Raw genomic sequence first — 21,722 nt, forward strand, 5'->3', positions numbered from 1 at the left:
AACGAGGCAAGCAGGTGCAGCCCGAACCCAACAACTGCAAAAGGAGAGCGCTATGCGCACTGTCGTTTTGCGTCGTGGTCTGGCCGCTCTGTTCGCTGCGGCTGTTACCTTCGGCGCCATCACCCAAGCCCAGGCCGAGACTCTGCGTATCGGCTACCAGAAATACGGCACCCTGGTCCTGCTCAAGGCCAAGGGCTCCCTGGAAAAACGCCTCGCCGCCCAAGGCGTACAAGTGCAATGGACTGAATTCCCCGGCGGCCCGCAGCTGCTGGAGGGCCTCAACGTCGGCTCGATCGACTTCGGCGTGACCGGCGAAACCCCGCCCGTGTTTGCCCAGGCCGCCGGCGCCGACCTGCTCTACGTCGCCTACGAGCCGCCAGCGCCGCACAGCGAAGCGATCCTGGTGCCGAAAGGCTCGCCGATCCAGTCGGTGAAGGAGCTCAAGGGCAAGAAGGTCGCCCTCAACAAAGGCTCCAACGTGCATTACCTGCTGGTCCGCGCCCTGGAAGACGCCGGCCTGAAATACAGCGACATCCAGCCGGTGTTCCTGCCACCCGCCGATGCCCGCGCCGCCTTCGAGCGTGGCAGCGTCGATGCCTGGGTGATCTGGGACCCGTACCAGGCCGCTGCCGAACAGCAACTGCAAGCGCGCACCCTGCGCGATGGCCAGGGCATCGTCGACAACCACCAGTTCTACCTGGCGACCAAGCCGTACGCACAACAGCACCCTGAAGTGATCAGCGCCCTGGTGGACGAGGTCCGCGCCGTTGGCGAATGGTCCAAAGCCAACCCGCAGGAAGTCACCGACCAGGTGGCCCCGCTGCTCGGCCTGCCCGCCGACATCACCCTGACTTCGGTCAAGCGCCAGGGCTACGGCGCCGGCTTCCTCACCCCGGACGTGGTCGCCGCCCAGCAGAAGATCGCCGACACCTTCACCGCCCTGAAGCTGATTCCCAAGCCGCTGAGCATCAAGGACGTGATCTGGACGCCACCGGCCAAGGTCGCTACTGCGCCCTGACGTTTCGCCTGCGCCGGGGCGCCGCCCCGGTCTGAGCCACCCTTAGGAGACAACTCCAATGAGCCTCAACGTTTTCTGGTTTCTACCGACCCATGGCGACGGCCATTACCTTGGCACCGCCGAAGGCGCTCGCGCCGTCGATCACGGTTACCTGCAGCAAGTGGCCCAGGCCGCCGACCGCCTCGGCTTCGGTGGCGTGCTGATCCCCACCGGACGCTCCTGCGAGGATTCCTGGCTGGTCGCCGCATCGCTGATCCCGGTGACCCAGCGCCTGAAATTCCTGGTCGCCCTGCGCCCGGGGATCATCTCGCCGACCGTGGCGGCGCGCCAGGCGGCGACCCTAGATCGCCTGTCCAACGGCCGCGCGCTGTTCAACCTGGTGACCGGTGGCGACCCTGAGGAACTGTCCGGCGACGGCCTGTTCCTCAGCCATGAAGAGCGTTACCAGGCCTCGGTGGAATTCACCCGCATCTGGCGTCGGGTACTGGAAGGCGAGACGGTCGACTACGACGGTCAGCACATCACCGTCAAAGGCGCCAAGCTGCTCTACCCGCCGATCCAGCAACCACGTCCGCCGCTGTACTTCGGTGGCTCGTCGGAAGCCGCGCAAGACCTCGCTGCCGAGCAGGTCGAGCTGTACCTGACCTGGGGCGAACCACCGGCCGCCGTCGCCGAGAAGATCGCGCAGGTCCGTGAGAAGGCTGCGAAACTGGGCCGCACCGTGCGCTTCGGCATCCGCCTGCACGTGATCGTCCGCGAGACCAACGACGAGGCCTGGAAAGCCGCGGAGCGCCTGATCTCGCACCTGGACGACGACACCATCGCCCGCGCCCAGGCTTCCCTGGCGCGCTTCGACTCGGTGGGCCAGCAGCGCATGGCCGCCCTGCATGGCGGCAACAAGGACAACCTGGAAGTCAGCCCCAACCTGTGGGCTGGCGTCGGCCTGGTGCGTGGCGGTGCCGGCACCGCGCTGGTGGGCGATGGTCCGACCGTCGCCGCCCGGGTGAAGGAATATGCCGCCCTTGGCATCGACACCTTCATCTTCTCCGGCTACCCGCACCTGGAAGAGTCGTACCGAGTGGCCGAACTGCTGTTCCCGCACCTGGACGTCGAACGCCCGTCGCTGCCGAAGGAACGTGGCTATGTCAGCCCGTTCGGCGAGATGGTGGCCAACGACATCCTGCCCAAGAAATCCGCGGCGCAGCTGTGAGGAACCGCCCATGAGTCGTTCATCCTCCACACCCTGGACCCAGCGCCTCGCGCCCTGGGCCCTGCCGGTGGCGCTGTTGGCGATCTGGCAGCTGGCGGTAAGCGCCGGCTGGCTGTCGACGCGCATCCTGCCCGCCCCGAGCGCGGTGATCGAAGCCGGCGTCGAGCTGGTGCGCAGCGGCGAGATCTGGACCCACCTGGCGATCAGCGGCTGGCGTGCTGGCTTGGGCTTTGTCATCGGCGGCAGCATTGGCCTGACCCTGGGCTTCATCACCGGCCTGTCGCGCTGGGGTGAACGCCTGCTGGACAGCTCGGTGCAGATGATCCGCAACGTACCGCATCTGGCGCTGATCCCGCTGGTGATCCTGTGGTTCGGCATCGATGAGTCGGCGAAGATCTTCCTGGTCGCCCTCGGCACCCTGTTCCCGATCTACCTGAACACCTACCACGGTATCCGCAACGTCGACCCGGCGCTGGTAGAGATGGCGCGCAGCTACGGCCTCAGCGGTTTCTCGCTGTTCCGCCAGGTGATCCTGCCGGGTGCGCTGCCGTCGATCCTCGTCGGCGTGCGCTTCGCCCTCGGCTTCATGTGGCTGACCCTGATCGTCGCCGAAACCATCTCGGCCAACGCCGGCATCGGCTACCTGGCGATGAACGCCCGGGAGTTCCTGCAGACCGACGTGGTGGTCCTGGCCATCGTCCTCTACGCCGTGCTGGGCAAGCTCGCCGACCTCGCCGCCCGCGGCCTGGAACGGATCTGGCTGCGCTGGCACCCGGCCTATCAGCCAAGCAAGGGAGACGGCGCATGACCCTTCTGAAAGAACAACCGCCGCGCCTGTTGCGTGGCATCCCGCTGGCGGCGCGCAATGTCGAAAAGGCCTTCGGCCAGCGCAAAGTCCTGCGTGATATCGACCTGCATATCCCGGCCGGGCAGTTCGTCGCCATCGTCGGCCGCAGCGGCTGCGGCAAGAGCACCCTGCTGCGCCTGCTGGCCGGCCTCGACCAGCCCACCGGCGGGCAACTGCTGGCTGGCGCTGCACCGCTGGAAGAAGCCCGCGAAGACACCCGCCTGATGTTCCAGGAAGCGCGCCTGCTGCCCTGGAAGCGGGTGATCGACAACGTCGGCCTGGGCCTCGAAGGCCAATGGCAGGACCGCGCCCGCCAGGCACTGGACGCGGTGGGCCTGGCCGACCGCGCCAATGAATGGCCGGCGGCCCTGTCCGGTGGCCAGAAACAACGCGTGGCCCTGGCCCGCGCCCTGATCCACCAGCCGCGCCTGCTGCTGCTCGACGAACCGCTGGGGGCGCTGGACGCCCTGACCCGGATCGAGATGCAGCAACTGATCGAAGACCTGTGGCGCAAGCATGGCTTCACCGTGTTGCTGGTGACCCATGACGTCGCTGAAGCGGTGGCGGTCGCCGACCGGGTGATCCTCATCGAGGACGGCGAGATCGGCCTGGACCTGCAGGTCGACCTGCCACGGCCGCGGGTGCGTGGCTCACACCGCCTGGCGGCACTGGAAAGCGAAGTATTGAACCGTGTTCTCTCGGTCCCGGGCACCCCGCCCGAGCCCGAACCCGTAGCACCCCTGCCTACGCAGTTGCGCTGGGCTCATTGACCTTAAAACCCGTGAAGGAAGCAAAGACATGACTATCAAAGCGATCAACGTGCGTAACCAGTTCAAGGGCACCGTGAAGGAAATCCTGGAAGGCCCGGTACTGTCGGAAATCGATGTGCAGACCGCCTCGGGCATCGTCACCTCGGTGATCACCACCCGTTCGGTGAAAGAGCTGGAACTGACCATCGGCAGCGAAGTGATTGCCTTCGTGAAGTCGACCGAGGTGTCCATCGCCAAGCTGTGAAAAGCTGACGCGAAACCCTGTGGGAGCGGGTTCACCCGCGATTGCGATGGTGAATTCACTACTGCTATCGCGGGTAAACCCGCTCCCACATTGGTCAGCGTTTGGGCAGGAATGGCGGCAGATACAGCCCCACATACGCCTCGAACACCCGCATCCCCTCCTCCGCCATGCGCGGCGTGATCGCCCCGTGGACCTGGATCGAACGGGCATACACCCGGTCGCTCAACTCCATCGCCAGGGCGAACACATCCACCTCCTGCGGCAACTCCGGCAAGCGGAAATGCTGCTCGAACAGCTTGTGCATCAGGTCGCCCAGCTCGATATCGTGCTGCCGGTCCGCCTGGGTCACCTCGCTCAAGCCATGCTGGGCCAGGATCAACTGCCGCGCCGCAGCGTCCTCCTGGTAGATCGCGAGCATGCGCATTTCCACCAGCCGTGCCAGGTCGCGCCAGCTGTTCAGCTGGCCCGGATCGATGGGTTCTTCAAGGCAGGCGCGGAAGGCGCCATGGACATCCGCCGTCAACGCCTCGAGCAATGCCGGAACGCTGGCGAAAAAGTGATAGACCGACGACGGCGGGATCTGCGCGCGCTCGGCGACGCTGTAGATCGACAGGCTGGCCACGCCCTCGCTGGCCAGCAGGGCGCGGGCCGCGTCGAGGATCGAGTCGATCCGCGCCTGGCTGCGGGCGCGGGGTTTGCGAGGGGTGGTACCGCGGCTCATGTCAGTTGCTGATCGCCAGGATGCTGGCCTGGTAGGCACCGACGAACAGGTCGAAATCACCGACCTCCTGCTGCTCCAGACGCGCCTGTTCTTCCAGCGAGGCACTGGCCAGGCTTTCGAAACGTGCCTGCTCGTCCGCCGGCAGCGGCTCGCTGCGCAGGTAGTCGGCGTGCAGCTGGCTCTGGCGCAGGGCGAAACGGGCAAAGCTTTCCTGATTCTCGGTCATGCTCGCCAGCACCTGGGCGGACGGGGTCAGCGCCGGGTCGTCGACCTTGGCCGCCTGGGTCGCCAGGGCACGGGCGTGCTCGTCGCTGCCGTGGGCACGGTCAAGCAGCTGCGCCAGCGGCGCGATGCGCGCCAGCAGCTCGGACGCCCAGGTCTTCAGGCTGACTGGTTGGCCATCGCGGTGCAGCTCCAGGCCCGGACGGCGACCTTCCTTGACCACCTTGAGGAAGTTGTCGGTGCACTGGCCGCACTCGCCGTTTTCCAGCAGCGGGCTGTCTTCCAGGGCGCAGAACAACAGGAAGGCGTCGAGGAAACGCGCCTGCGGCAGGTCGATGCCGGTAGGCAGGAACGGGTTGATGTCCAGGCAGCGCACTTCGATGTACTGGATGCCACGGGCCATCAGGGCCTGGATCGGGCGCTCGCCGGTGTAGGTGACGCGCTTGGGCCGGATGTTCGAGTAGTACTCGTTCTCGATCTGCAGGATGTTGGTGTTGAGCTGCACCCACTCGCCGTCCTTGTGCGTGCCGATCTCGACGTACGGCGCGTACGGCGTGGCCACGGCGCGGCGCAGGCTGTCGGTATAGCTGGCGAGGTCGTTGTAGCACGGGGTCAGACCAGCCTGAGCGTTGCTCTGGTAGCCCAGGTCGCTCATGCGCAGGCTGGTGGCCCAAGGCAGAAACAGGGTGTCGGCGTCGAAGGATTCCAACTGGTGCGGGCGACCCCGCAGGAAACCGGCGTCCAGCGCCGGCGACGCACCGAACAGGTACATCAGCAGCCAGCTGTAGCGACGGAAGTTGCGGATCAGGGCGATATAGGCCGACGACTGGTAGTCACGATCGTCGCCGTCCTTGCCTTCGGCTTCACGCAGCAGCGGCCACAGGGCCTCAGGCAGCGAGAAGTTGTAATGGATACCGGCGATGCACTGCATGGTGCGGCCGTAGCGCAGGGCCAGGCCCTTGCGGTAGACGTACTTGAGCTGGCCGATATTGGAGGTGCCGTACCAGGCGATCGGGATGTCTTCTTCCGCCGGCAGCGGACAAGGCATCGACGGACTCCACAGGTACTCGCTGCCGAGCTTGCTGACGGCGAAGCGATGGATGCTTTCCAGGCTTTCGAGGGTCTGCGCGGGGTCGGCCAGGGCTGGCGTGATGAACTCCAGCAGCGACTCGGAATAATCGGTGGTGATGGATTCGTGGGTCAGCGCCGAGCCCAGGGCTTCGGGGTGCGGAGTCTGGGCCAGGCGACCGTCCTCGGTCACGCGCAGGCATTCACGCTCGATGCCGTGCAGGCACTGCTTGAGCAGGGAGAGGTTGTCGCCCTCGCTGAGCAAGCTCAGGCGGCGGTTGAGAAGTTCGCTCAAGATGGATTCCTTCACACGTCAGTCGCCCCGATATGGGGGTGGAGGTGACGGTCTACAAGGGTGGACAGGAGGAACTGGCGTTGTCGCCTGGTTATCGCAGGAAATCGGCAGCGCCCGCGCACTGCCGAAAGTACCGCAGATGGCCTTTTGCGGCTAGAGGACCGCGAACGTCCCCTGGGCTTTGGCCACCAGTTTGTCGCCCTGAAGCACGTCGGCGTCCAGAACCAGCGTGCGCCGCCCGGCATGCAGCACCCGGGCGGTGCAAAGGACTTCGCCCTCGCTGACCGCCCGCATGTAGTTGATCTTGCACTCCACGGTCACGCTGCGCTGGTCGAAGCCATGGCTGCTGGAGCAGGCCAGGCCCATGGCGATGTCCACCAGGCTGAAGATCGCTCCGCCATGGAGGAAGCCGCCGCGGTTGCGCAGGTGCGGCTCCAGGGCCAGGACCACCTCCGCAACGCCTTCTTCAAGGCGTTGCAGACGGCAACCCAGCAACTGGCTGAAGGCGCTCTGGACGATCCCTTCAGGCACGTCCATCACTTCTTCTTCAACTGCTTGGCGTTGGCGAACAGCGAGGCCATGGCGTTGTTGGCCGGTGGCGGGGTCTCCTTGACCCGCGCCGGCGCGCCCTGCTGGCGCGGTGCCGAGCCCGGACGGCTGCCACGGGCGCCATCGACCTTCTCCCCCGGGGTATCGCTCATGCGCATGGACAGGCCGACGCGCTTGCGCGGGATGTCCACTTCCATGACCTTGACCTTGACCACGTCGCCGGCCTTGACCGCTTCACGCGGGTCCTTGATGAACTTCTCCGACAGCGCCGAGATGTGCACCAGACCGTCCTGGTGCACGCCGATGTCGACGAAGGCACCGAAGTTGGTGACGTTGGTCACCACGCCTTCGAGGATCATCCCCGGTTGCAGGTCCTTGAGGTCCTCGACGCCTTCCTGGAACTCGGCAGTCTTGAACTCCGGACGCGGGTCACGGCCGGGCTTGTCCAGTTCCTGGAGGATGTCGGTGACGGTGGGCAGGCCGAAGGTCTCGTCGGTGAACTTCTTCGGGTCGAGGCGCTTGAGGAAGCCGCTGTCGCCGATCAGCGAGCGGATGTCGCGATCGGTGTCGGCAGCGATGCGCTGCACCAGTGGGTAGGCTTCCGGGTGCACCGCGGAGGCGTCCAGCGGGTTGTCGCCGTTCATCACGCGGAGGAAGCCGGCGGCCTGCTCGAAGGTCTTCTCGCCGAGGCGACTGACTTTCTTCAACGCCGCGCGGGTCTTGAACGCGCCGTTGGCATCACGGTGGCTGACGATGTTCTGCGCCAGAGTCGCGTTGAGGCCGGAAATGCGCGCCAGCAGCGCCACCGAGGCGGTGTTGACGTCGACGCCGACGGCGTTCACGCAGTCCTCGACCACGGCGTCCAGGCCGCGGGCCAGCTTGAGCTGGGACACGTCGTGCTGGTACTGGCCGACACCGATGGATTTCGGATCGATCTTCACCAGTTCGGCCAGCGGGTCCTGCAGGCGACGGGCAATGGACACGGCGCCACGGATCGACACGTCGAGGTCGGGGAATTCGCGGGCGGCCAGTTCAGATGCCGAGTACACCGAGGCGCCGGCCTCGGAGACCATGACCTTGGTGATCTTCAGCGCTGGATATTTCTTGACCAGTTCGGCGATCAGCTTGTCGGACTCACGGCTGGCAGTGCCGTTGCCGATGGCCACCAGTTCCACCGAGTGCTTGGCGCACAGCGCGGCGAGCACGGCGATGGTGCGGTCCCAGTCGTTCTTCGGCGCGTGGGGGTAGACGGTGGTGTAGTCCAGCAGCTTGCCGGTGGCGTCGACCACGGCGACCTTGCAGCCGGTACGCAGGCCCGGGTCGAAGCCCAGGGTCGCGCGCGGGCCGGCCGGGGCGGCCAGCAGCAGGTCGTGCAGGTTGTGGGCGAAGACATTGATCGCCTCGCCTTCGGCACCGTCGCGCAGCTCGCCGAACAGATCGGTTTCCAGGTGGCTGTAGAGCTTGACCTTCCAGGTCCAGCGCACTACCTCGGCGAGCCATTTGTCGGCCGGGCGGCCCTGGTTGCCCAGACCGAAACGCTCGGCAATCATCAGTTCGCACGGGTGCAGGGTGCCCGGCAGTTCCTCGCCGACCTTCAGCGAGGCGGAGAGCACGCCCTCGTTGCGGCCGCGGAAGATCGCCAGGGCGCGGTGCGACGGCACGCTCTTCAGCGGTTCGTCATGTTCGAAGTAGTCGCGGAACTTGGCGCCTTCCTCTTCCTTGCCGGCCACCAGGCGGGCCGCCAGGGTCGCTTCCTGCTTGAGGAAACCACGCAGCTTGTCGAGCAGGCTGGCGTCTTCGGCGAAGCGTTCCATGAGGATGTATTTGGCGCCTTCCAGCGCGGCCTTGACGTCGGCGACACCCTTTTCGGCATCGACGAAGCGCGCGGCTTCGCTCTCGGGATTCAGTTGCGGATCGGCCAGCAGGCCATCGGCCAGTTCGCCGAGGCCGGCTTCCAGGGCGATCTGGCCCTTGGTGCGGCGCTTCTGCTTGTACGGCAGGTAGAGGTCTTCGAGGCGGGTCTTGGTGTCGGCCAGCTTGATCTCGCGGGCCAGTTCCGGGGTCAGCTTGCCCTGCTCCTCGATGCTGGAAAGGATGCTGGCGCGGCGCTCGTCGAGTTCGCGCAGGTAGCGCAGGCGCTCCTCGAGGGTACGCAGCTGGGTGTCATCCAGGCTGCCGGTCACTTCTTTGCGGTAACGGGCGATAAAAGGCACCGTGGAGCCTTCATCAAGTAGAGCCACGGCCGCCTCGACCTGTTGCGGGCGGACGCCGAGTTCCTCGGCGATGCGGCTGTTGATGCTGTCCATAAAACCACCTGACAAATTGTGAATGCTTGGGCCGCGGGGGCCGGCGCCAGAGGGCGTCGGGGCAAGGCGGCGCTCGGTGAAAGCGGCGCATTATACCCAGCGCGCCGGGCTTGCGGTGATAGCGCCGGGCCAGCCTGGCGGACCTTTCCGCTGGCACATGGGGAAAAATCTGCTAACAATGAGCTCGGCACTGTCAAATGGCGGCTAAGCCATAATGCGCGCCGAGATTAAAGGAGCTATCCATGAGCAGCACCGCACAAACAGCCGAAGGCGAAAAGATCCTCATCGTCGACGACGACCCGGGCCTGAGCAGCCTGCTGGAGCGATTCTTCACCAGCAAAGGCTACCGCGCACGGGCTGTACCCAATGTCGAACAGATGGACCGCCTGCTGGCGCGCGAAGTCTTCAACCTGGTCGTCCTCGACCTGATGCTGCCTGGCGAGGACGGCCTTTCGGCCTGTCGCCGTCTGCGCGCGGCGAACAATCAGGTGCCGATCATCATGCTCACCGCCAAGGGTGACGAGCTGAGCCGGATCAAGGGCCTGGAGCTGGGCGCCGACGACTACCTGGCCAAGCCGTTCAACCCGGACGAACTGGTGGCCCGGGTCAAGGCCGTGCTGCGTCGGCAGACGCCGTCGGTGCCGGGCGCGCCGGGCAGCGAGGACGAGACCGTCACCTTCGGCGACTACGAGCTGTCCCTGGCCACCCGCGAGCTCAAGCGTGGCGACGAAGTGCACATGCTCACCACCGGCGAGTTCGCCGTGCTCAAGGCGCTGGTCATGCATGCCCGCGAGCCGCTGACCCGCGACAAGCTGATGAACCTGGCCCGTGGCCGGGAGTGGGATGCACTGGAACGCTCCATCGACGTGCAGATCTCGCGTCTGCGTCGGATGATCGAGCCGGACCCGTCAAAACCCCGTTACATCCAGACCGTCTGGGGCGTCGGCTACGTATTCGTGCCGGACGGCAATGCTGGCAAGTGACCCCTCGTTCCAGGGAATGAGCCATCGAAAAGCAGGGCCACCGCAGGGTTGCCCTGCTTTTGCGTCATCAGACCCCGCAAAGCCCGCGAGCCGCGCTCGCGCCTGCCAAGTGTGTAGCCGTTGTCCATGAAAACGCCGCTGTGGTTCCCGCAAAGCTTCTTCGCCCGCACGCTGTGGCTGGTGCTGATCGTCGTCCTGTTTTCCAAGGCGCTGACCCTGGTCTACCTGCTGATGAACGAGGACGTTCTGGTCGATCGCCAGTACAGCCACGGCGTGGCCCTGACCCTGCGCGCCTATTGGGCGGCGGACGAGTCGGACCGGGAAAAGATCGCCGAAGCCGCCGGGCTGATCCGCGTCACCGGCAATGGCGTGCCCGAGGGCGAGCAACACTGGCCCTACAGCGAAATCTACCAGCGCCAGATGCAGGCCGAGCTGGGCGAGGACACCGAGGTGCGCCTGCGTGTGCATGCCCCGCCGGCGCTGTGGGTAAGGGCGCCGAGCCTGGGCGATGACTGGCTGAAGGTGCCGCTGTATCCGCACCCGCTGCGCGGCCAGAAGATCTGGAACGTGCTTGGCTGGTTCCTGGCCATCGGCCTGCTGTCCACCGCCTCGGCGTGGATCTTCGTGCGTCAGCTCAACCAGCCACTGAAACGCCTGGTGTTCGCCGCCCGGCAACTGGGCCAGGGGCGCAGCGTGCGCCTGCCGATCAGCGATACGCCGAGCGAGATGACCGAGGTGTATCGGGCCTTCAACCAGATGGCGGAGGATGTGGAACAAGCTGGCCGCGAGCGCGAATTGATGCTTGCCGGGGTGTCCCACGACCTGCGTACACCGCTGACCCGTCTGCGCCTGTCGCTATCGCTGCTGGCCAACGACAGCGACCTGACCGACGACATGGTCCGCGACATCGAGGACATGGACGCGATCCTCGACCAGTTCCTCGCCTTCATCCGCGACGGGCGCGACGAACCGGTCGAAGAAGTCGATCTCAGCGACCTGGTGCGCGAAGTGGTGGCGCCGTTCAACCAGCCGGAGGAACAGGTGCGCCTGTGCCTGGAACCGATTCCGCCGTTCCCGCTGCGCCGGGTGTCGATCAAGCGCCTGCTCAATAACCTGATCGGCAACGCTCTGTATCACGCGGGCAAGGGCGTCGAGGTGGCGGCCTATGTCTCTGGTGACAGCGGCGCGCCCTACGTGGTGCTGAGCGTGCTGGACCGTGGCGCCGGCATCGATCCCGGTGAGCTGGAGGCGATCTTCAATCCGTTCATTCGCGGTGATCGTGCGCGCAGCGGCAAGGGCACCGGGCTGGGGTTGGCGATCGTGAAGCGGATTGCGGCGCAGCATGGCGGCAATGTGGAACTGCGCAACCGCTCGGGTGGTGGGATCGAGGCCCGGGTGAGACTTCCGCTAGGCCTGCTGCTGCCGCGGGATGCCGTGTAGACCTTTTGGGGCTGCTTTGCAGCCCCAATTTTGATCAACCCTTCCCTTTGGTCCGAGTCAGATTCGGCCCGCCATTCTTCTCCAGATGCTCGATGATCATCCCGGCAACATCCTTGCCGGTAGTGGTCTCGATGCCTTCCAGCCCCGGCGACGAGTTCACCTCCATCACCAGCGGACCATGATTGGAACGCAGGATATCCACACCAGCGACACTCAGCCCCATGACCTTGGCCGCCCGAATCGCGGTCATGCGCTCTTCGGGAGTCACCTTGATCAGGCTGGCCGTGCCGCCGCGATGCAGGTTGGAACGGAACTCCCCAGGCTTGGCCTGACGCTTCATCGAGGCGATGACCTTGTCGCCGACGACGAAGCAGCGGATATCCGCACCACCGGCTTCCTTGATGTATTCCTGGACCATGATGTTCTGCTTCAGGCCCATGAACGCCTCGATCACCGACTCGGCGGCCTTGGTCGTCTCGCACAGCACCACGCCGATGCCCTGGGTGCCTTCGAGCACCTTGATCACCAGCGGTGCGCCGTTGACCATCTGGATCAGGTCGGGGATGTCGTCCGGCGAGTGAGCGAAGCCGGTCACTGGCAAACCGATGCCACGCCGTGACAGCAATTGCAGGGAACGCAGCTTGTCCCGCGAACGGGCGATGGCAACGGATTCGTTGAGCGGGAACACGCCCATCATCTCGAACTGGCGCAACACCGCGCAGCCATAGAAGGTCACCGATGCACCGATCCGCGGGATCACTGCATCGAAACCCTCCAGCGGCTTGCCGCGGTAGTGGATCTGCGGCTTGTGACTGGCAATGTTCATGTAGGCACGCAGGGTATCGATCACCACCATTTGATGGCCCCGTTGCGTACCGGCCTCGACCAGGCGACGGGTGGAATACAGACGCGGGTTACGCGACAGCACAGCGATCTTCATGCAGCACCTGTGGAGGGGGTAGTGGTTGCCGGGAACACCGGCTTGTCCTGAACGTACTTGAGACCCGGGTTGACCACCAGTTGGCCATGTATCAAAGCTTTGGAACCGAGGAGCAGGCGATAACGCATGGCCTTGCGACAGGCCAGGGTGAACTCCACTTCCCAGACCCGGTCGCCCAGCGCCAGCGGCGTGCGGATCACGTAGCGCACCTGGGCCTGGCCGTTGGAGCTCTTGATGGTCTTCATGGTCACCAGCGGCGCCTCGCAGCGGCGGTGACGCAACTGCACCACCGAGCCCAGGTGGGCGTTGAAACGTACCCAGCGCTCGCCGTTGCGCATGAACGGCTCGACCTCGGTGGCATGCAGGCTGGAGGTGCTGGCGCCGGTGTCGATCTTGGCGCGCAGGCCGGCCAGGCCGAGGTCGGGCAACGCCACCCACTCGCGCAAACCGATAACGCTCAAATGATCAAATGTCTTCACGATGTACAACCCGGGGAAAGTCGGTGAACTGTAAGCAGGCAGCGGACTTTTTGCATCCGTAAGTGAAGGTAGTACAGTTCCATGACCGCTAATGATCGGAGCAGTGCGATGGCTTACGAGGAAGACGACGACAAGGTTCGTCTGGACAAATGGCTCTGGGCCGCGCGCTTCTACAAGACCCGCGCCCTGGCCAAGGCTGCCATCGAGAGTGGCAAGGTGCATTGTCGCGGCGAACGCTGCAAGCCGGGCAAGGAGCCACGTGTCGGCGACGAATTCGTCCTGCGTACCGGTTTCGATGAGCGCACCGTGGTGGTCAAGGCCCTATCCATCGTGCGCCGAGGCGCACCGCAAGCGCAGACGCTGTATGAGGAAACCGAAGAGAGTATCCGCCGCCGTGAACAGGCGGCGGAATTGCGCAAGGCTGGCGCCTTGGGCATGACTACCGATGGTCGGCCGACCAAGAAGCAGCGCCGGCAGATCCATCAGTTCCAGGGCAGCTACGACTGAGTGCGTACCACGTTCATCCGACCGATCAGTGGCAGCCGGGAGGCCAGCGCGAACAGTGGCGCGGTCCAGCGCAGCAGTGCGGCACTGCCCTTGGCCGCCAGCGGCGTGTAGCTACTCCAGCCCAGCGCCAGGATCGCCATCAGCAAGCCGCCGATGTAGTCGTCCTGGCCCCAGTGGGCGCCCGCCACCAGGCGCGGCAGCATGAACAGGAACGCGAGCGCCCAGACCACCACGTTCTGCCAGAAACCACGGGTGAACAGGGTCATGAACAGCGCCCAGATCAGCAGCACCGACGCGTGATCGCCGGGGAAGCTCTTGGTGGAGCGATCCTTCAGTTCCCAGGCGGATTCCAGGTGCGGGTAGAAATGACTGAGGCGAATGGCATCGCCGAACACGGCGGACGGGCTCTCATGCTGCCAGCCGGCGGCATCGACCCACTTGGAAAACAGTGCGCGAATCACCACTAAGAGGAGTAGCGTGACGAGGAAGCCAAAGAAGGCTTCGCGCACCTGGTGCGCCTTGAATACCCAGTTGCCGCGGATCAGCAGGGCCAGCAGGATCAGGCCGACGACAATGTCGAAGGGCCGCAGGCTGCCGAGGGTCCAGATGTAGCGCCAGGCGGTGTTGTCGGCCAGCGGCGCGTTGAGGCTGTGGAACAGCCATTCGTCGAAAGTCAGGCACAGGATCTGGCCAAACGGCCATAACCAGAAACACAGTAGAGCGATGGGCAGCACGGTGCAGGCTGCCAACGGGCCCCACGACCACCTGGCTTGGAACAGGGGTCGATTGTCCATAAGATACCTCTCCAGATAACGATGCGAGCGCCTTCAGGGCGCTCTGCCACAGGGCCCCAAGGGCCCTGTAATCATTTTGTCATAATTGCCAGCAGCGGAACCCCATGAGCGATTTGCCGGATACCGACTTCACCCAACGTTTCATCTTCGACGAGCGCGATGTCCGCGGCGAACTCGTCTGCCTCGAAAGCAGCTATGCCCGGGTCCTGGAAAAGCACCCCTACCCGCAGCCGGTCGCGCAACTGCTGGGCGAACTGATGGCCGCCGCCGCCCTGCTGGTGGGCACCCTCAAGTTCGATGGACTGCTGATTCTCCAGGCGCGTTCCGATGGCCCGGTGCCGCTGCTGATGGTCGAGTGCTCCAGCGAGCGCGAGATCCGTGGCATCGCCCGCTATGATGGCGAAGCGCTGAGTGCCGACGCCGGCCTGCGCGAGCTGATGCCCAACGGCATGCTGGCGCTGACCATCGATCCGCGCCACGGCCAGCGCTACCAGGGCATCGTCGAACTGGATGGTGCCGACCTGGCCGAATCCTTCACCAACTACTTCGTCATGTCCGAGCAGCTGGGCACCCGTTTCTGGCTCAGCGCCGACGGCGGCCGCGCCCGTGGCATGCTGCTGCAGCAACTGCCGGTCGACCGCCAGCCGGACGCCGACGAGCGCGCCGAAAGCTGGGCCCACGTGTCCACCCTCGCCGGCACCCTCAGCCGCGAGGAGCAGCTTGGCCTGGACAACGAAACCCTGCTGCACCGCCTCTACCACGAGGACGCCGTACGCCTGTTCGACATCCAGCCGCTGCAGTTCCGCTGCAGCTGTTCGCGGGAGCGTTCCGGCAGTGCCTTGGTCAGCCTCGGCCTGGACGATGCGCGCGAGCTGGTGGCCGAACATGGCGGCCGGATCGAGATCGATTGCCAGTTCTGCAACGAACGCTATCGCTTCGATGCGGCGGATGTGGAGCAGTTGTTCGCTGGTGGTGGCGTGGACGCACCATCAGAAACTCGTCACTGAAACGTTTCCGCCCAGGGAATTCTCCTGTCGAATGCGCTTAAGACGCAGTTCTGACAGGAGGGCCCTACTTTTTTTGGGCGTTTCTGGCATAATCCGGCCACTTTTTTCGCTGTAGTAGTTTGTAAAGATCTACTACAAATCGTTTGGAGCACTCGGCCACCGGGCCGGATGGGGTATCTCATGACGCAAGCCAACAACGCCGTGTTCACCGATCTGAGCGTCGACGAGCTGGTAAAAGAAGCACTGAAACGCGGTGAAGGCGAGCTTGCCGACACTGGCGCGCTGGTCGTGAAAACCGGTCACCGCACCGGTCGTTCGCCGGTTGACCGTTTCATCGTCGAAGAGCCGAGCACCCAGGACGCCATCGCCTGGGGCCCGATCAACCGCAAGTTCCCCGCCGACAAGTTCGATGCCCTGTGGGCCCGTGTCGAGGCGTTCAACAACGCCCAGGAACACTTCGTTTCCCACGTCCACGTAGGTGCTGCGCAAGAGCACTACCTCGCCGTCAAGATGACCACCCAGACCGCCTGGCAGAACCTGTTCGGCCGTTGCCTGTTCATCAATCCGGCCCAGTACAACCCGGCTGGCCGCGAAGAGTGGCAAGTGCTGAACGTCGCCAACTTCGAGTGCGTGCCAGAGCGTGACGGCACCAACTCCGACGGCTGCGTCATCCTCAACTTCGCCCAGAAGAAAGTCCTGATCGCTGGCATGCGCTACGCCGGCGAGATGAAGAAAGCCATGTTCTCGGTGCAGAACTTCCTGCTGCCGGCTGCCGACGTGCTGCCGATGCACTGCGCCGCCAACATCGGCGAAGAAGGCGACGTGACCCTGTTCTTCGGTCTGTCCGGCACCGGCAAGACCACCCTGTCGGCCGACGAAAGCCGTTACCTGATCGGTGACGACGAGCACGGCTGGGGCGAAGGCGTTGTCTTCAACATCGAAGGCGGCTGCTACGCCAAGTGCATCGACCTGTCCGAGAAGAACGAGCCGGTCATCTGGAAAGCCATCAAGCACGGCGCGGTCCTGGAAAACGTCGTCCTGGACGACGCCAAGCACGCCGACTACGCCGATGGCAGCCTGACCCAGAACAGCCGCGCTGCTTACCCGCTGGAGCACGTCGAGAAGCGTTCCGAGAAGAACCTGGGCGGCGAGCCTAACGCGGTCATCTTCCTGACCTGCGACCTGACCGGCGTTCTGCCGCCAGTGTCGATCCTGAACAACGAGCAAGCGGCCTACCACTTCCTGTCCGGTTACACCGCGCTGGTCGGTTCCACCGAAATGGGTTCGGGCGGCGGCATCAAGTCGACCTTCTCCACCTGCTTCGGCGCACCGTTCTTCCCGCGTCCGGCTGGCGAATACGCCGAACTGCTGATCAAGCGCATCAAGGGCTTCGGCTCCAAGGTCTACCTGGTCAACACCGGCTGGACCGGCGGTGGCTACGGCGTCGGCAAGCGCTTCAGCATCCCGACCACCCGTGCGGTGATCGCAGCGATCCAGAGCGGCGCGCTGATCGGTGCCGAGACCGAGCACCTGGACATCATCAACCTGGACGTGCCGAAGACCGTTCCGGGCGTCGAGACCGTCCTGCTGAACCCGCGCAACACCTGGGCCGACCAGGCTGCCTACGACGAAGCAGCGAAAGGCCTGGCCTCGCTGTTCATCGAAAACTTCAAGAAGTTCGAAGTTTCCGACGCGATCAAGGCAGCTGGTCCTCAGCTGTAAGCTGATCGCAGCATGAAGAAGCCCCGACTCGCGAGAGCCGGGGCTTTTTTGTTTGTACTACCCGACACCCACCCCTGTGGGAGCGCCATTTTCATTTCAGGGAGAACACCGATGTCCGAAAACCTGCTGATCGAACACTTCCCCCACGCCGAATACATCTCCACCCGCTGGCAGGACGCCGATATCAACGGCCAGATCTCCAGCGCCGCGGTCTACGGCTTCTTCGATAGCGCAATCCAGACTTACCTCGCCACCCACGGCCAGGTCGATCCACAGGAAGGTGAAGTGGTGGGTTTCGTGGTCAGTTCCTCCTGCGACTTCTACGCCTCGGCGGGCTTCACCGACCTGTTGCAGGTGGGGATCCGGGTCGAGCGTTTCGCCGGCAGCACCGTGGAGTACCAAGTGGCCCTGTTCGACCAGAGCGGCACCCAACTTCATGCCCTGGGCCGGGTGGTGCAAGTCTTCATCGAGCGCCAGACCGGCCAGCCGGCGACCTTCCCCGCGACGCTGGAAACAGCCCTGCACGCGTTGAGCTGAACCCTGTCAGTCGTTCAGCCGGATGATCCCTTCCCGCACCGCAAACAGCACCAGCCCCGGCACATCGTGAATCTGCAGACGGTGCATGATCTGCGAACGATGCGCCTCGACGGTCTTCACGCTCAGCCCCAGGCCATCGGCAATGGACCGGGTGGACTCACCACGGGCAATCAGGCGCAGGATCTCCATCTGCCGGGCGGTCAGTTGCATCGTCGCGCTGACCTGCGGACGCCGGCGGTTCTGCTTCACTGCCTGGCCGATCACCAGCGGCAGCACCGCCGACGACAGGTACTGACCGCCGCCGCGCAGTGACTGCAAGGCCAGCTCCAGCTCCTGCACCGTTGCGCTCTTGAGCAGGAAGCCATGGGCGCCCTGCTGCAGGCAGTGCATGACGAACTCCAGCTCCGAGCGCGACGACAGCATCAGCACCGTGCACGCCGGCACCCGCAGGTACAGCTCGCGTAGCAACTCCTCGCCGGTCATCGTGCCCAAGGCAATGTCCAGCAGGATGATGTCCGGTTTCAGCGTCTCGGCCAGCTCGACGGTGGTCACCGTATCGCCCGCCTCACCGACCACGGCATATTCTTGTTTTTGTTCGAGCAACGCTCGCAGGCCTGCGCGGAACAGGGGCGAATCGTCGGCTATCAGTAATCGGCAAAGCATAGGTTTGTGCCCGTGTCGCATGAATTTGGGTGAACGGATCTTCGCTGCGCGGTGCTGCTCCCTTGCGGTAGAAAAGCCTGCGTCTCGTGCACCGCTCAGCGGTGCCGCGAACAGGGCGTCGATGGGGGTGGTCTGACCTGGAAATGCTCAGCCATTGCGGGCGCTGACGCAGAACTGATTGATCAGCGCCGGCAGGCGACTCAGCGGCTCGATGGCCTGAGCCGCGCCGAGGCGAATGGCTTCCTTGGGCATGCCAAACACCACGCAGCTCGCCTCATCCTGGGCCACGGTGCTGGCACCCTGTTCGCGCATGGCCAGCAGGCCACGGGCTCCGTCGTCGCCCATGCCGGTCATGATGATGCCCAAGGCATTGCTGCCGGCATGGCGGGCGGCGGAACGGAACAGGACATCGACCGAGGGCTTGTGCCGGTTGACGGCGGGGCCGTCGAGCACTTCGACCAGATAGTGGGCACCGCTGCGCTTGAGCTGCATGTGCAGGCCACCGGGCGCCAGCAAGGCGAGCCCGGTGTGCACGCGATCCAGGTGCCTGGCCTCGCGCACTTCGATCTGGCACAGGCCGTTGAGGCGGCGCGCGAAATCGGCGGTGAACTTCTCCGGCATGTGTTGAACGATGACCAGGCCGGGGCAATCGGGCGGCAATTGCCGCAAGACGAATTCCAGCGCCTGGGTACCGCCGGTCGAGCAGCCAAGTGTAACGATTCGGTCAGTGGTTTGGCGCAGCGCCGAGATAGGCGGCGGGTCTTTTTTTTCTGCCACAGGCAAGACGTGGCGGGCGACGGGCCGGGTTTTCGCCGCGTCCTGGATGCAACGCACCAGATCCCCGGCCATGCCCTCCAGACTCTGCTTCAAGCCCAGCTTGGCCTTGGTGAATACCCCGACCGCACCGGCGGCCAGCGCTTCGACATTGAGGTCGTTGCCAGCCTCGGTGAGGGTCGAACAGATGATGGTCGGGGTCGGCCGCTCGGCCATGATCTGGCGCAGGAAGGTGAGGCCGTCCATGCGCGGCATTTCTACGTCGAGGACTAGCACGTCGGGCCAGTCGCGGCGCATCTTGTCGATGGCGTAGAGCGGATCGGCAGCCATGCCCACCACCTGGATGCCGGGGTGGTTGCCGAGGTGCTGGCTGAACACCTGGCGGACCAGCGCGGAGTCGTCGACGATGAACACGCGGATCGGAGTGGAGCGCTCGATCATAGGCGTTCGAACACCGATGGCCGCACCGGGCGCAGCGGTAGATTGAAACCGTGGATGCTTTCGGCGTGACCGATGAACAGCAGTCCACCCGGGCGCAGTCGCTCCACCAGGTTGCGCACGATGCGCTGTTTCTGCGCCGTGTCGAAATAGATCAGCAGGTTGCGCAGGAAGATCACGTCAAACTGGCCGAGGCTTTCCGGCATCGGCTGGATCACGTTGATCTCGCGCAGTTGCACCTTGTTGCGCAGCCAGCCCTGCACGCGCATCCGCCCCTGCATGTCCTCGACCCCGCACAGGCAATGGCGATGCAGCCAGCCCTCGGGGAAATAGCGCGCCTGGGCCATGTCGTAGATACCCAGTTCGGCGAGTTCCAGCATGCTCTGGCTGAGGTCGCTGGCGAGGATCGACCACTCGTTGCCACGGGCGAACTCGGCGGCGGTCATGGCCAGGCTGTAAGGCTCCTCCCCCGACGAGCAGGCCGCGCTCCACAGGCGCAGCGGCCCGCCACGCTTGCTCAGCCACTCACCGAGGTATTCGAAGTGGGCGTACTCGCGAAAGAAGTAGGTCTCGTTGGTGGTCAGCAGGTCGATGACCAGGCGCCGCTCGCGGGCGTACTGCGGATACGCCAGGCAACTGATGTAGTCGTCGTAGCTGTCCATCCGGTGGTGACGCAGGCGCTTGAGCAAGCGCCCGGCCACCAGCGAGCGCTTGTTGTTCGACAGATGGATGCCGGAGGCGTCCTGCATCAGTCTCTGTAGCTCGCGGAAGTTCTGCTCGCCGAGGACGGGCAACGAGGGCATGGCGGACATGTTCAGTGGGCCTTTGCCGCCTGGCTGAGGTGACGGATATCGTCCAGCGACAGCACTTGCAGCATATTGAGGATGATCAGGAACTCCTGGCCCTGCTGGGCCATACCAGCGATGAAGTCCGAGCGGATCGCGGTGCCGAAGGCCGGCGCCGGCATGATCTGCCGCGGGTCGATCTCCAACACTTCGTCGACCTCATCCACCACCAGGCCAATGCGTTGCAGGCCATCGCCCAGCGCCAGTTCGATGATGACGATGCAGGTGCGGTTGCCCGGCGCGGTAAGGCTGAGGCCGAAGCGCGCGGCCAGGTCGAGGACCGGCACCACGTTGCCGCGCAGGTTGATCACGCCGTGGATGTACGCCGGCATCATCGGCACCCGGGTGACCTCGGCATACTCGATGATCTCGCGCACCAGTGCGATGGGCAGTGCGTAGCCCGCATCGCGCACGCGAAAGCTCAGGTGCTGGATGGCGTCGGCTTGCGCCTCGATTCGTTGCGGCTGGCTCATGGGCACCTCGCTCAAGTGAAGCTGACGAACTGGCCTTCATCGATCAGCGCCTTCGGCCCCTGGCGTACCGGGGCCGGCAGGCTATCACCGCGCGGATTGCGCACGCTGACACTGCCCTGTTCGAAACGGAAATAGCCGATCAGTTCCTGAAGCTGGCTGGCCTGGGCGTTCATCTCCTCGGCGGTCGCCGCCAGTTCCTCGGAAGCTGAAGCGTTCTGCTGGGTGATCTGGTTCATCTGCCCCATGGCGATGTTGATCTGCCCGGCGGCGCTGCTCTGCTCTTGCGAAGCGGCGGTGATTTCCTGGACCAGGTCGGAGGTGCGCTGGATGTTCGGTACGATTTCGCTCAACAGCTTGCCGGCCGACTCAGCCAGTTGCACGCTGCTGGAGGCCACCTGGCCGATCTCCTGAGCCGCTACCTGGCTGCGCTCGGCGAGCTTGCGCACTTCGGCGGCGACCACCGCGAAGCCCTTGCCATGATCGCCGGCGCGAGCGGCCTCGATAGCGGCGTTGAGGGCCAGCAGGTTGGTCTGGTAGGCGATGTCGTCGATGATGCCGATCTTGTCGGCGATCTGTTTCATTGCCAGCACCGTGTCGCCCACTGCGCCACCACCCTGCACCGCGTCATTGGCGGCCTTGCCGGCGATGCCGTCGGTGATCTTGGCGCTTTCGGTGTTCTGCGCGATGGAGGCGGACATTTCTTCCACCGAGGCGCTGGTCTGCTCGACGCTGGCCGCCTGTTCGTTGGCCGCCTGGCTCAGCGACTGCGAAGTCGAGCTGACCTGCTCGGAGGCCGAAGACAGGGCGTCGGCGGAACTGCGTACGTCACCGAGGATGCTGCGCAGGCGCTCGGTCATGTTCTGCATCGCG

Annotated in this window: 23 protein-coding genes; 11 read left to right on the top strand and 12 right to left on the bottom strand. The window is 64.8% G+C overall.

Features of this window, described 5'->3' with window-relative positions; all coding sequences use genetic code 11:
- Nucleotides 1-52 precede the first annotated feature (52 nt).
- From AC5QPF_RS30835 to AC5QPF_RS30855, 5 genes are read left to right on the top strand one after another with little or no spacing between them, the layout of a single operon-like run.
- A complete protein-coding gene (locus AC5QPF_RS30835; protein ID WP_494961342.1) occupies nt 53-1,018 on the top strand; it encodes an aliphatic sulfonate ABC transporter substrate-binding protein in 966 nt (321 codons plus the stop codon).
- A gap of 58 nt (nt 1,019-1,076) precedes the next feature.
- Nucleotides 1,077-2,228 (top strand): FMNH2-dependent alkanesulfonate monooxygenase, encoded by a 1,152-nt coding sequence (ssuD, locus tag AC5QPF_RS30840; RefSeq protein WP_458979628.1) that lies wholly within the window; start codon nt 1,077-1,079, stop codon nt 2,226-2,228.
- Between the two features lie 10 nt (nt 2,229-2,238).
- On the top strand, nt 2,239-3,036 hold the full coding sequence (ssuC, locus tag AC5QPF_RS30845; protein ID WP_494961343.1) for an aliphatic sulfonate ABC transporter permease SsuC: 798 nt from the start codon (nt 2,239-2,241) through the stop codon (nt 3,034-3,036).
- Nucleotides 3,033-3,845: an aliphatic sulfonates ABC transporter ATP-binding protein gene (ssuB, locus tag AC5QPF_RS30850; protein WP_494961344.1), complete on the top strand. Its 813-nt coding sequence runs from the start codon at nt 3,033-3,035 to the stop codon at nt 3,843-3,845. Before ssuC ends, ssuB begins: the two co-directional genes overlap by 4 nt.
- A 28-nt stretch (nt 3,846-3,873) precedes the next feature.
- The gene (locus AC5QPF_RS30855; RefSeq protein WP_009400132.1) at nt 3,874-4,089 is read left to right on the top strand and encodes a TOBE domain-containing protein; all 216 of its coding nucleotides are present in this window, start codon (nt 3,874-3,876) and stop codon (nt 4,087-4,089) included.
- Between the two features lie 94 nt (nt 4,090-4,183).
- On the opposite strand, the gene AC5QPF_RS30860 is transcribed toward AC5QPF_RS30855, so the two are convergent.
- From AC5QPF_RS30860 to AC5QPF_RS30875, 4 genes are all read right to left on the bottom strand, one after another.
- Nucleotides 4,184-4,810 (bottom strand): TetR family transcriptional regulator, encoded by a 627-nt coding sequence (locus AC5QPF_RS30860; RefSeq protein ID WP_494961345.1) that lies wholly within the window; start codon nt 4,808-4,810, stop codon nt 4,184-4,186.
- 1 nt (nt 4,811) lies between these two features.
- Entirely contained in the window at nt 4,812-6,395 is a 1,584-nt protein-coding gene (gene gshA, locus AC5QPF_RS30865; protein WP_494961346.1) for a glutamate--cysteine ligase, read from the bottom strand.
- 153 nt (nt 6,396-6,548) lie between these two features.
- Nucleotides 6,549-6,932, bottom strand: a complete 384-nt coding sequence (locus tag AC5QPF_RS30870) for a hotdog fold thioesterase (protein ID WP_494961347.1) — start codon at nt 6,930-6,932, stop codon at nt 6,549-6,551.
- Entirely contained in the window at nt 6,932-9,250 is a 2,319-nt protein-coding gene (locus tag AC5QPF_RS30875) for a Tex-like N-terminal domain-containing protein (protein WP_494961348.1), read from the bottom strand. Before AC5QPF_RS30875 ends, AC5QPF_RS30870 begins: the two co-directional genes overlap by 1 nt.
- Before the next feature lie 242 nt (nt 9,251-9,492).
- Between AC5QPF_RS30875 and ompR the strand changes: the two genes are divergently transcribed.
- Nucleotides 9,493-10,233: an osmolarity response regulator transcription factor OmpR gene (ompR, locus tag AC5QPF_RS30880; protein ID WP_494961349.1), complete on the top strand. Its 741-nt coding sequence runs from the start codon at nt 9,493-9,495 to the stop codon at nt 10,231-10,233.
- Nucleotides 10,234-10,359: 126 nt separating this feature from the next.
- Nucleotides 10,360-11,673, top strand: a complete 1,314-nt coding sequence (locus AC5QPF_RS30885; RefSeq protein ID WP_494961350.1) for an ATP-binding protein — start codon at nt 10,360-10,362, stop codon at nt 11,671-11,673.
- Nucleotides 11,674-11,707: 34 nt separating this feature from the next.
- Here the strand turns inward: AC5QPF_RS30885 and rimK are convergent, their stop codons facing one another.
- Both rimK and rimB read right to left on the bottom strand, forming a co-directional pair.
- Nucleotides 11,708-12,613, bottom strand: a complete 906-nt coding sequence (gene rimK, locus AC5QPF_RS30890) for a 30S ribosomal protein S6--L-glutamate ligase (protein WP_330072738.1) — start codon at nt 12,611-12,613, stop codon at nt 11,708-11,710.
- Nucleotides 12,610-13,092, bottom strand: coding sequence for a retropepsin-like aspartic endopeptidase RimB (gene rimB, locus AC5QPF_RS30895; RefSeq protein ID WP_494961351.1), 483 nt, complete (start codon nt 13,090-13,092; stop codon nt 12,610-12,612). The genes rimK and rimB overlap by 4 nt, the downstream gene beginning before the upstream one ends.
- 108 nt (nt 13,093-13,200) lie before the next feature.
- Here rimB and AC5QPF_RS30900 point away from each other — a divergent pair, with 108 nt between their 5' ends.
- Entirely contained in the window at nt 13,201-13,599 is a 399-nt protein-coding gene (locus AC5QPF_RS30900) for a S4 domain-containing protein (RefSeq protein WP_494961352.1), read from the top strand.
- Here AC5QPF_RS30900 and AC5QPF_RS30905 read toward each other — a convergent pair.
- Complete coding sequence (locus AC5QPF_RS30905) at nt 13,590-14,393, bottom strand: phosphatase PAP2 family protein (protein ID WP_494961353.1); 804 nt, start codon at nt 14,391-14,393, stop codon at nt 13,590-13,592. The two genes, AC5QPF_RS30900 and AC5QPF_RS30905, sit on opposite strands and share 10 nt — an antisense overlap.
- 104 nt (nt 14,394-14,497) lie before the next feature.
- Here AC5QPF_RS30905 and hslO point away from each other — a divergent pair, with 104 nt between their 5' ends.
- The 3 genes from hslO (at nt 14,498) to AC5QPF_RS30920 (ending at nt 17,659) form a co-directional block, all read left to right on the top strand.
- Nucleotides 14,498-15,400: an Hsp33 family molecular chaperone HslO gene (gene hslO / locus AC5QPF_RS30910; protein WP_494961354.1), complete on the top strand. Its 903-nt coding sequence runs from the start codon at nt 14,498-14,500 to the stop codon at nt 15,398-15,400.
- Between the two features lie 180 nt (nt 15,401-15,580).
- A complete protein-coding gene (locus tag AC5QPF_RS30915) occupies nt 15,581-17,122 on the top strand; it encodes a phosphoenolpyruvate carboxykinase (RefSeq protein ID WP_494961355.1) in 1,542 nt (513 codons plus the stop codon).
- Nucleotides 17,123-17,233: 111 nt separating this feature from the next.
- Nucleotides 17,234-17,659: a thioesterase family protein gene (locus tag AC5QPF_RS30920; RefSeq protein ID WP_494961356.1), complete on the top strand. Its 426-nt coding sequence runs from the start codon at nt 17,234-17,236 to the stop codon at nt 17,657-17,659.
- Between the two features lie 6 nt (nt 17,660-17,665).
- Here the strand turns inward: AC5QPF_RS30920 and AC5QPF_RS30925 are convergent, their stop codons facing one another.
- From AC5QPF_RS30925 to AC5QPF_RS30945, 5 genes are all read right to left on the bottom strand, one after another.
- Complete coding sequence (locus tag AC5QPF_RS30925) at nt 17,666-18,322, bottom strand: response regulator (RefSeq protein WP_494961357.1); 657 nt, start codon at nt 18,320-18,322, stop codon at nt 17,666-17,668.
- A 147-nt stretch (nt 18,323-18,469) separates the two neighbouring features.
- The gene (locus tag AC5QPF_RS30930; RefSeq protein WP_494961358.1) at nt 18,470-19,537 is read right to left on the bottom strand and encodes a chemotaxis-specific protein-glutamate methyltransferase CheB; all 1,068 of its coding nucleotides are present in this window, start codon (nt 19,535-19,537) and stop codon (nt 18,470-18,472) included.
- Nucleotides 19,534-20,346 carry a CheR family methyltransferase gene (locus AC5QPF_RS30935; RefSeq protein ID WP_494961359.1) on the bottom strand — a complete coding sequence of 271 codons (813 nt, stop codon included), beginning with the start codon at nt 20,344-20,346 and terminating at the stop codon, nt 19,534-19,536. Before AC5QPF_RS30935 ends, AC5QPF_RS30930 begins: the two co-directional genes overlap by 4 nt.
- A gap of 2 nt (nt 20,347-20,348) precedes the next feature.
- Nucleotides 20,349-20,852: a chemotaxis protein CheW gene (locus AC5QPF_RS30940; RefSeq protein WP_494961360.1), complete on the bottom strand. Its 504-nt coding sequence runs from the start codon at nt 20,850-20,852 to the stop codon at nt 20,349-20,351.
- A gap of 11 nt (nt 20,853-20,863) precedes the next feature.
- On the bottom strand, nt 20,864-21,718 hold the full coding sequence (locus AC5QPF_RS30945; protein ID WP_494964279.1) for a methyl-accepting chemotaxis protein: 855 nt from the start codon (nt 21,716-21,718) through the stop codon (nt 20,864-20,866).
- Between the last annotated feature and the right edge of the window lie 4 nt (nt 21,719-21,722).

Source organism: Pseudomonas sp. Con_6 (assembly GCF_059379395.1).

Bases quoted from the DNA above. Each gene is read 5' to 3' on its own strand.
- AC5QPF_RS30885 (WP_494961350.1), top strand. From the start codon at position 10,360: ATGAAAACGCCGCTGTGGTTCCCGCAAAGCTTCTTCGCCCGCACGCTG.
- AC5QPF_RS30915 (WP_494961355.1), top strand. From the start codon at position 15,581: ATGACGCAAGCCAACAACGCCGTGTTCACCGATCTGAGCGTCGACGAG.
- rimK (WP_330072738.1), bottom strand. From the start codon at position 12,613: ATGAAGATCGCTGTGCTGTCGCGTAACCCGCGTCTGTATTCCACCCGT.
- AC5QPF_RS30870 (WP_494961347.1), bottom strand. From the start codon at position 6,932: ATGGACGTGCCTGAAGGGATCGTCCAGAGCGCCTTCAGCCAGTTGCTG.
- AC5QPF_RS30920 (WP_494961356.1), top strand. From the start codon at position 17,234: ATGTCCGAAAACCTGCTGATCGAACACTTCCCCCACGCCGAATACATC.
- ssuD (WP_458979628.1), top strand. From the start codon at position 1,077: ATGAGCCTCAACGTTTTCTGGTTTCTACCGACCCATGGCGACGGCCAT.
- AC5QPF_RS30905 (WP_494961353.1), bottom strand. From the start codon at position 14,393: ATGGACAATCGACCCCTGTTCCAAGCCAGGTGGTCGTGGGGCCCGTTG.
- AC5QPF_RS30940 (WP_494961360.1), bottom strand. From the start codon at position 20,852: ATGAGCCAGCCGCAACGAATCGAGGCGCAAGCCGACGCCATCCAGCAC.
- AC5QPF_RS30860 (WP_494961345.1), bottom strand. From the start codon at position 4,810: ATGAGCCGCGGTACCACCCCTCGCAAACCCCGCGCCCGCAGCCAGGCG.
- ssuC (WP_494961343.1), top strand. From the start codon at position 2,239: ATGAGTCGTTCATCCTCCACACCCTGGACCCAGCGCCTCGCGCCCTGG.
- AC5QPF_RS30855 (WP_009400132.1), top strand. From the start codon at position 3,874: ATGACTATCAAAGCGATCAACGTGCGTAACCAGTTCAAGGGCACCGTG.
- AC5QPF_RS30900 (WP_494961352.1), top strand. From the start codon at position 13,201: ATGGCTTACGAGGAAGACGACGACAAGGTTCGTCTGGACAAATGGCTC.
- AC5QPF_RS30875 (WP_494961348.1), bottom strand. From the start codon at position 9,250: ATGGACAGCATCAACAGCCGCATCGCCGAGGAACTCGGCGTCCGCCCG.
- AC5QPF_RS30935 (WP_494961359.1), bottom strand. From the start codon at position 20,346: ATGTCCGCCATGCCCTCGTTGCCCGTCCTCGGCGAGCAGAACTTCCGC.
- AC5QPF_RS30930 (WP_494961358.1), bottom strand. From the start codon at position 19,537: ATGATCGAGCGCTCCACTCCGATCCGCGTGTTCATCGTCGACGACTCC.
- ssuB (WP_494961344.1), top strand. From the start codon at position 3,033: ATGACCCTTCTGAAAGAACAACCGCCGCGCCTGTTGCGTGGCATCCCG.
- AC5QPF_RS30835 (WP_494961342.1), top strand. From the start codon at position 53: ATGCGCACTGTCGTTTTGCGTCGTGGTCTGGCCGCTCTGTTCGCTGCG.
- AC5QPF_RS30945 (WP_494964279.1), bottom strand. From the start codon at position 21,718: ATGCAGAACATGACCGAGCGCCTGCGCAGCATCCTCGGTGACGTACGC.
- ompR (WP_494961349.1), top strand. From the start codon at position 9,493: ATGAGCAGCACCGCACAAACAGCCGAAGGCGAAAAGATCCTCATCGTC.
- hslO (WP_494961354.1), top strand. From the start codon at position 14,498: ATGAGCGATTTGCCGGATACCGACTTCACCCAACGTTTCATCTTCGAC.
- AC5QPF_RS30925 (WP_494961357.1), bottom strand. From the start codon at position 18,322: ATGCTTTGCCGATTACTGATAGCCGACGATTCGCCCCTGTTCCGCGCA.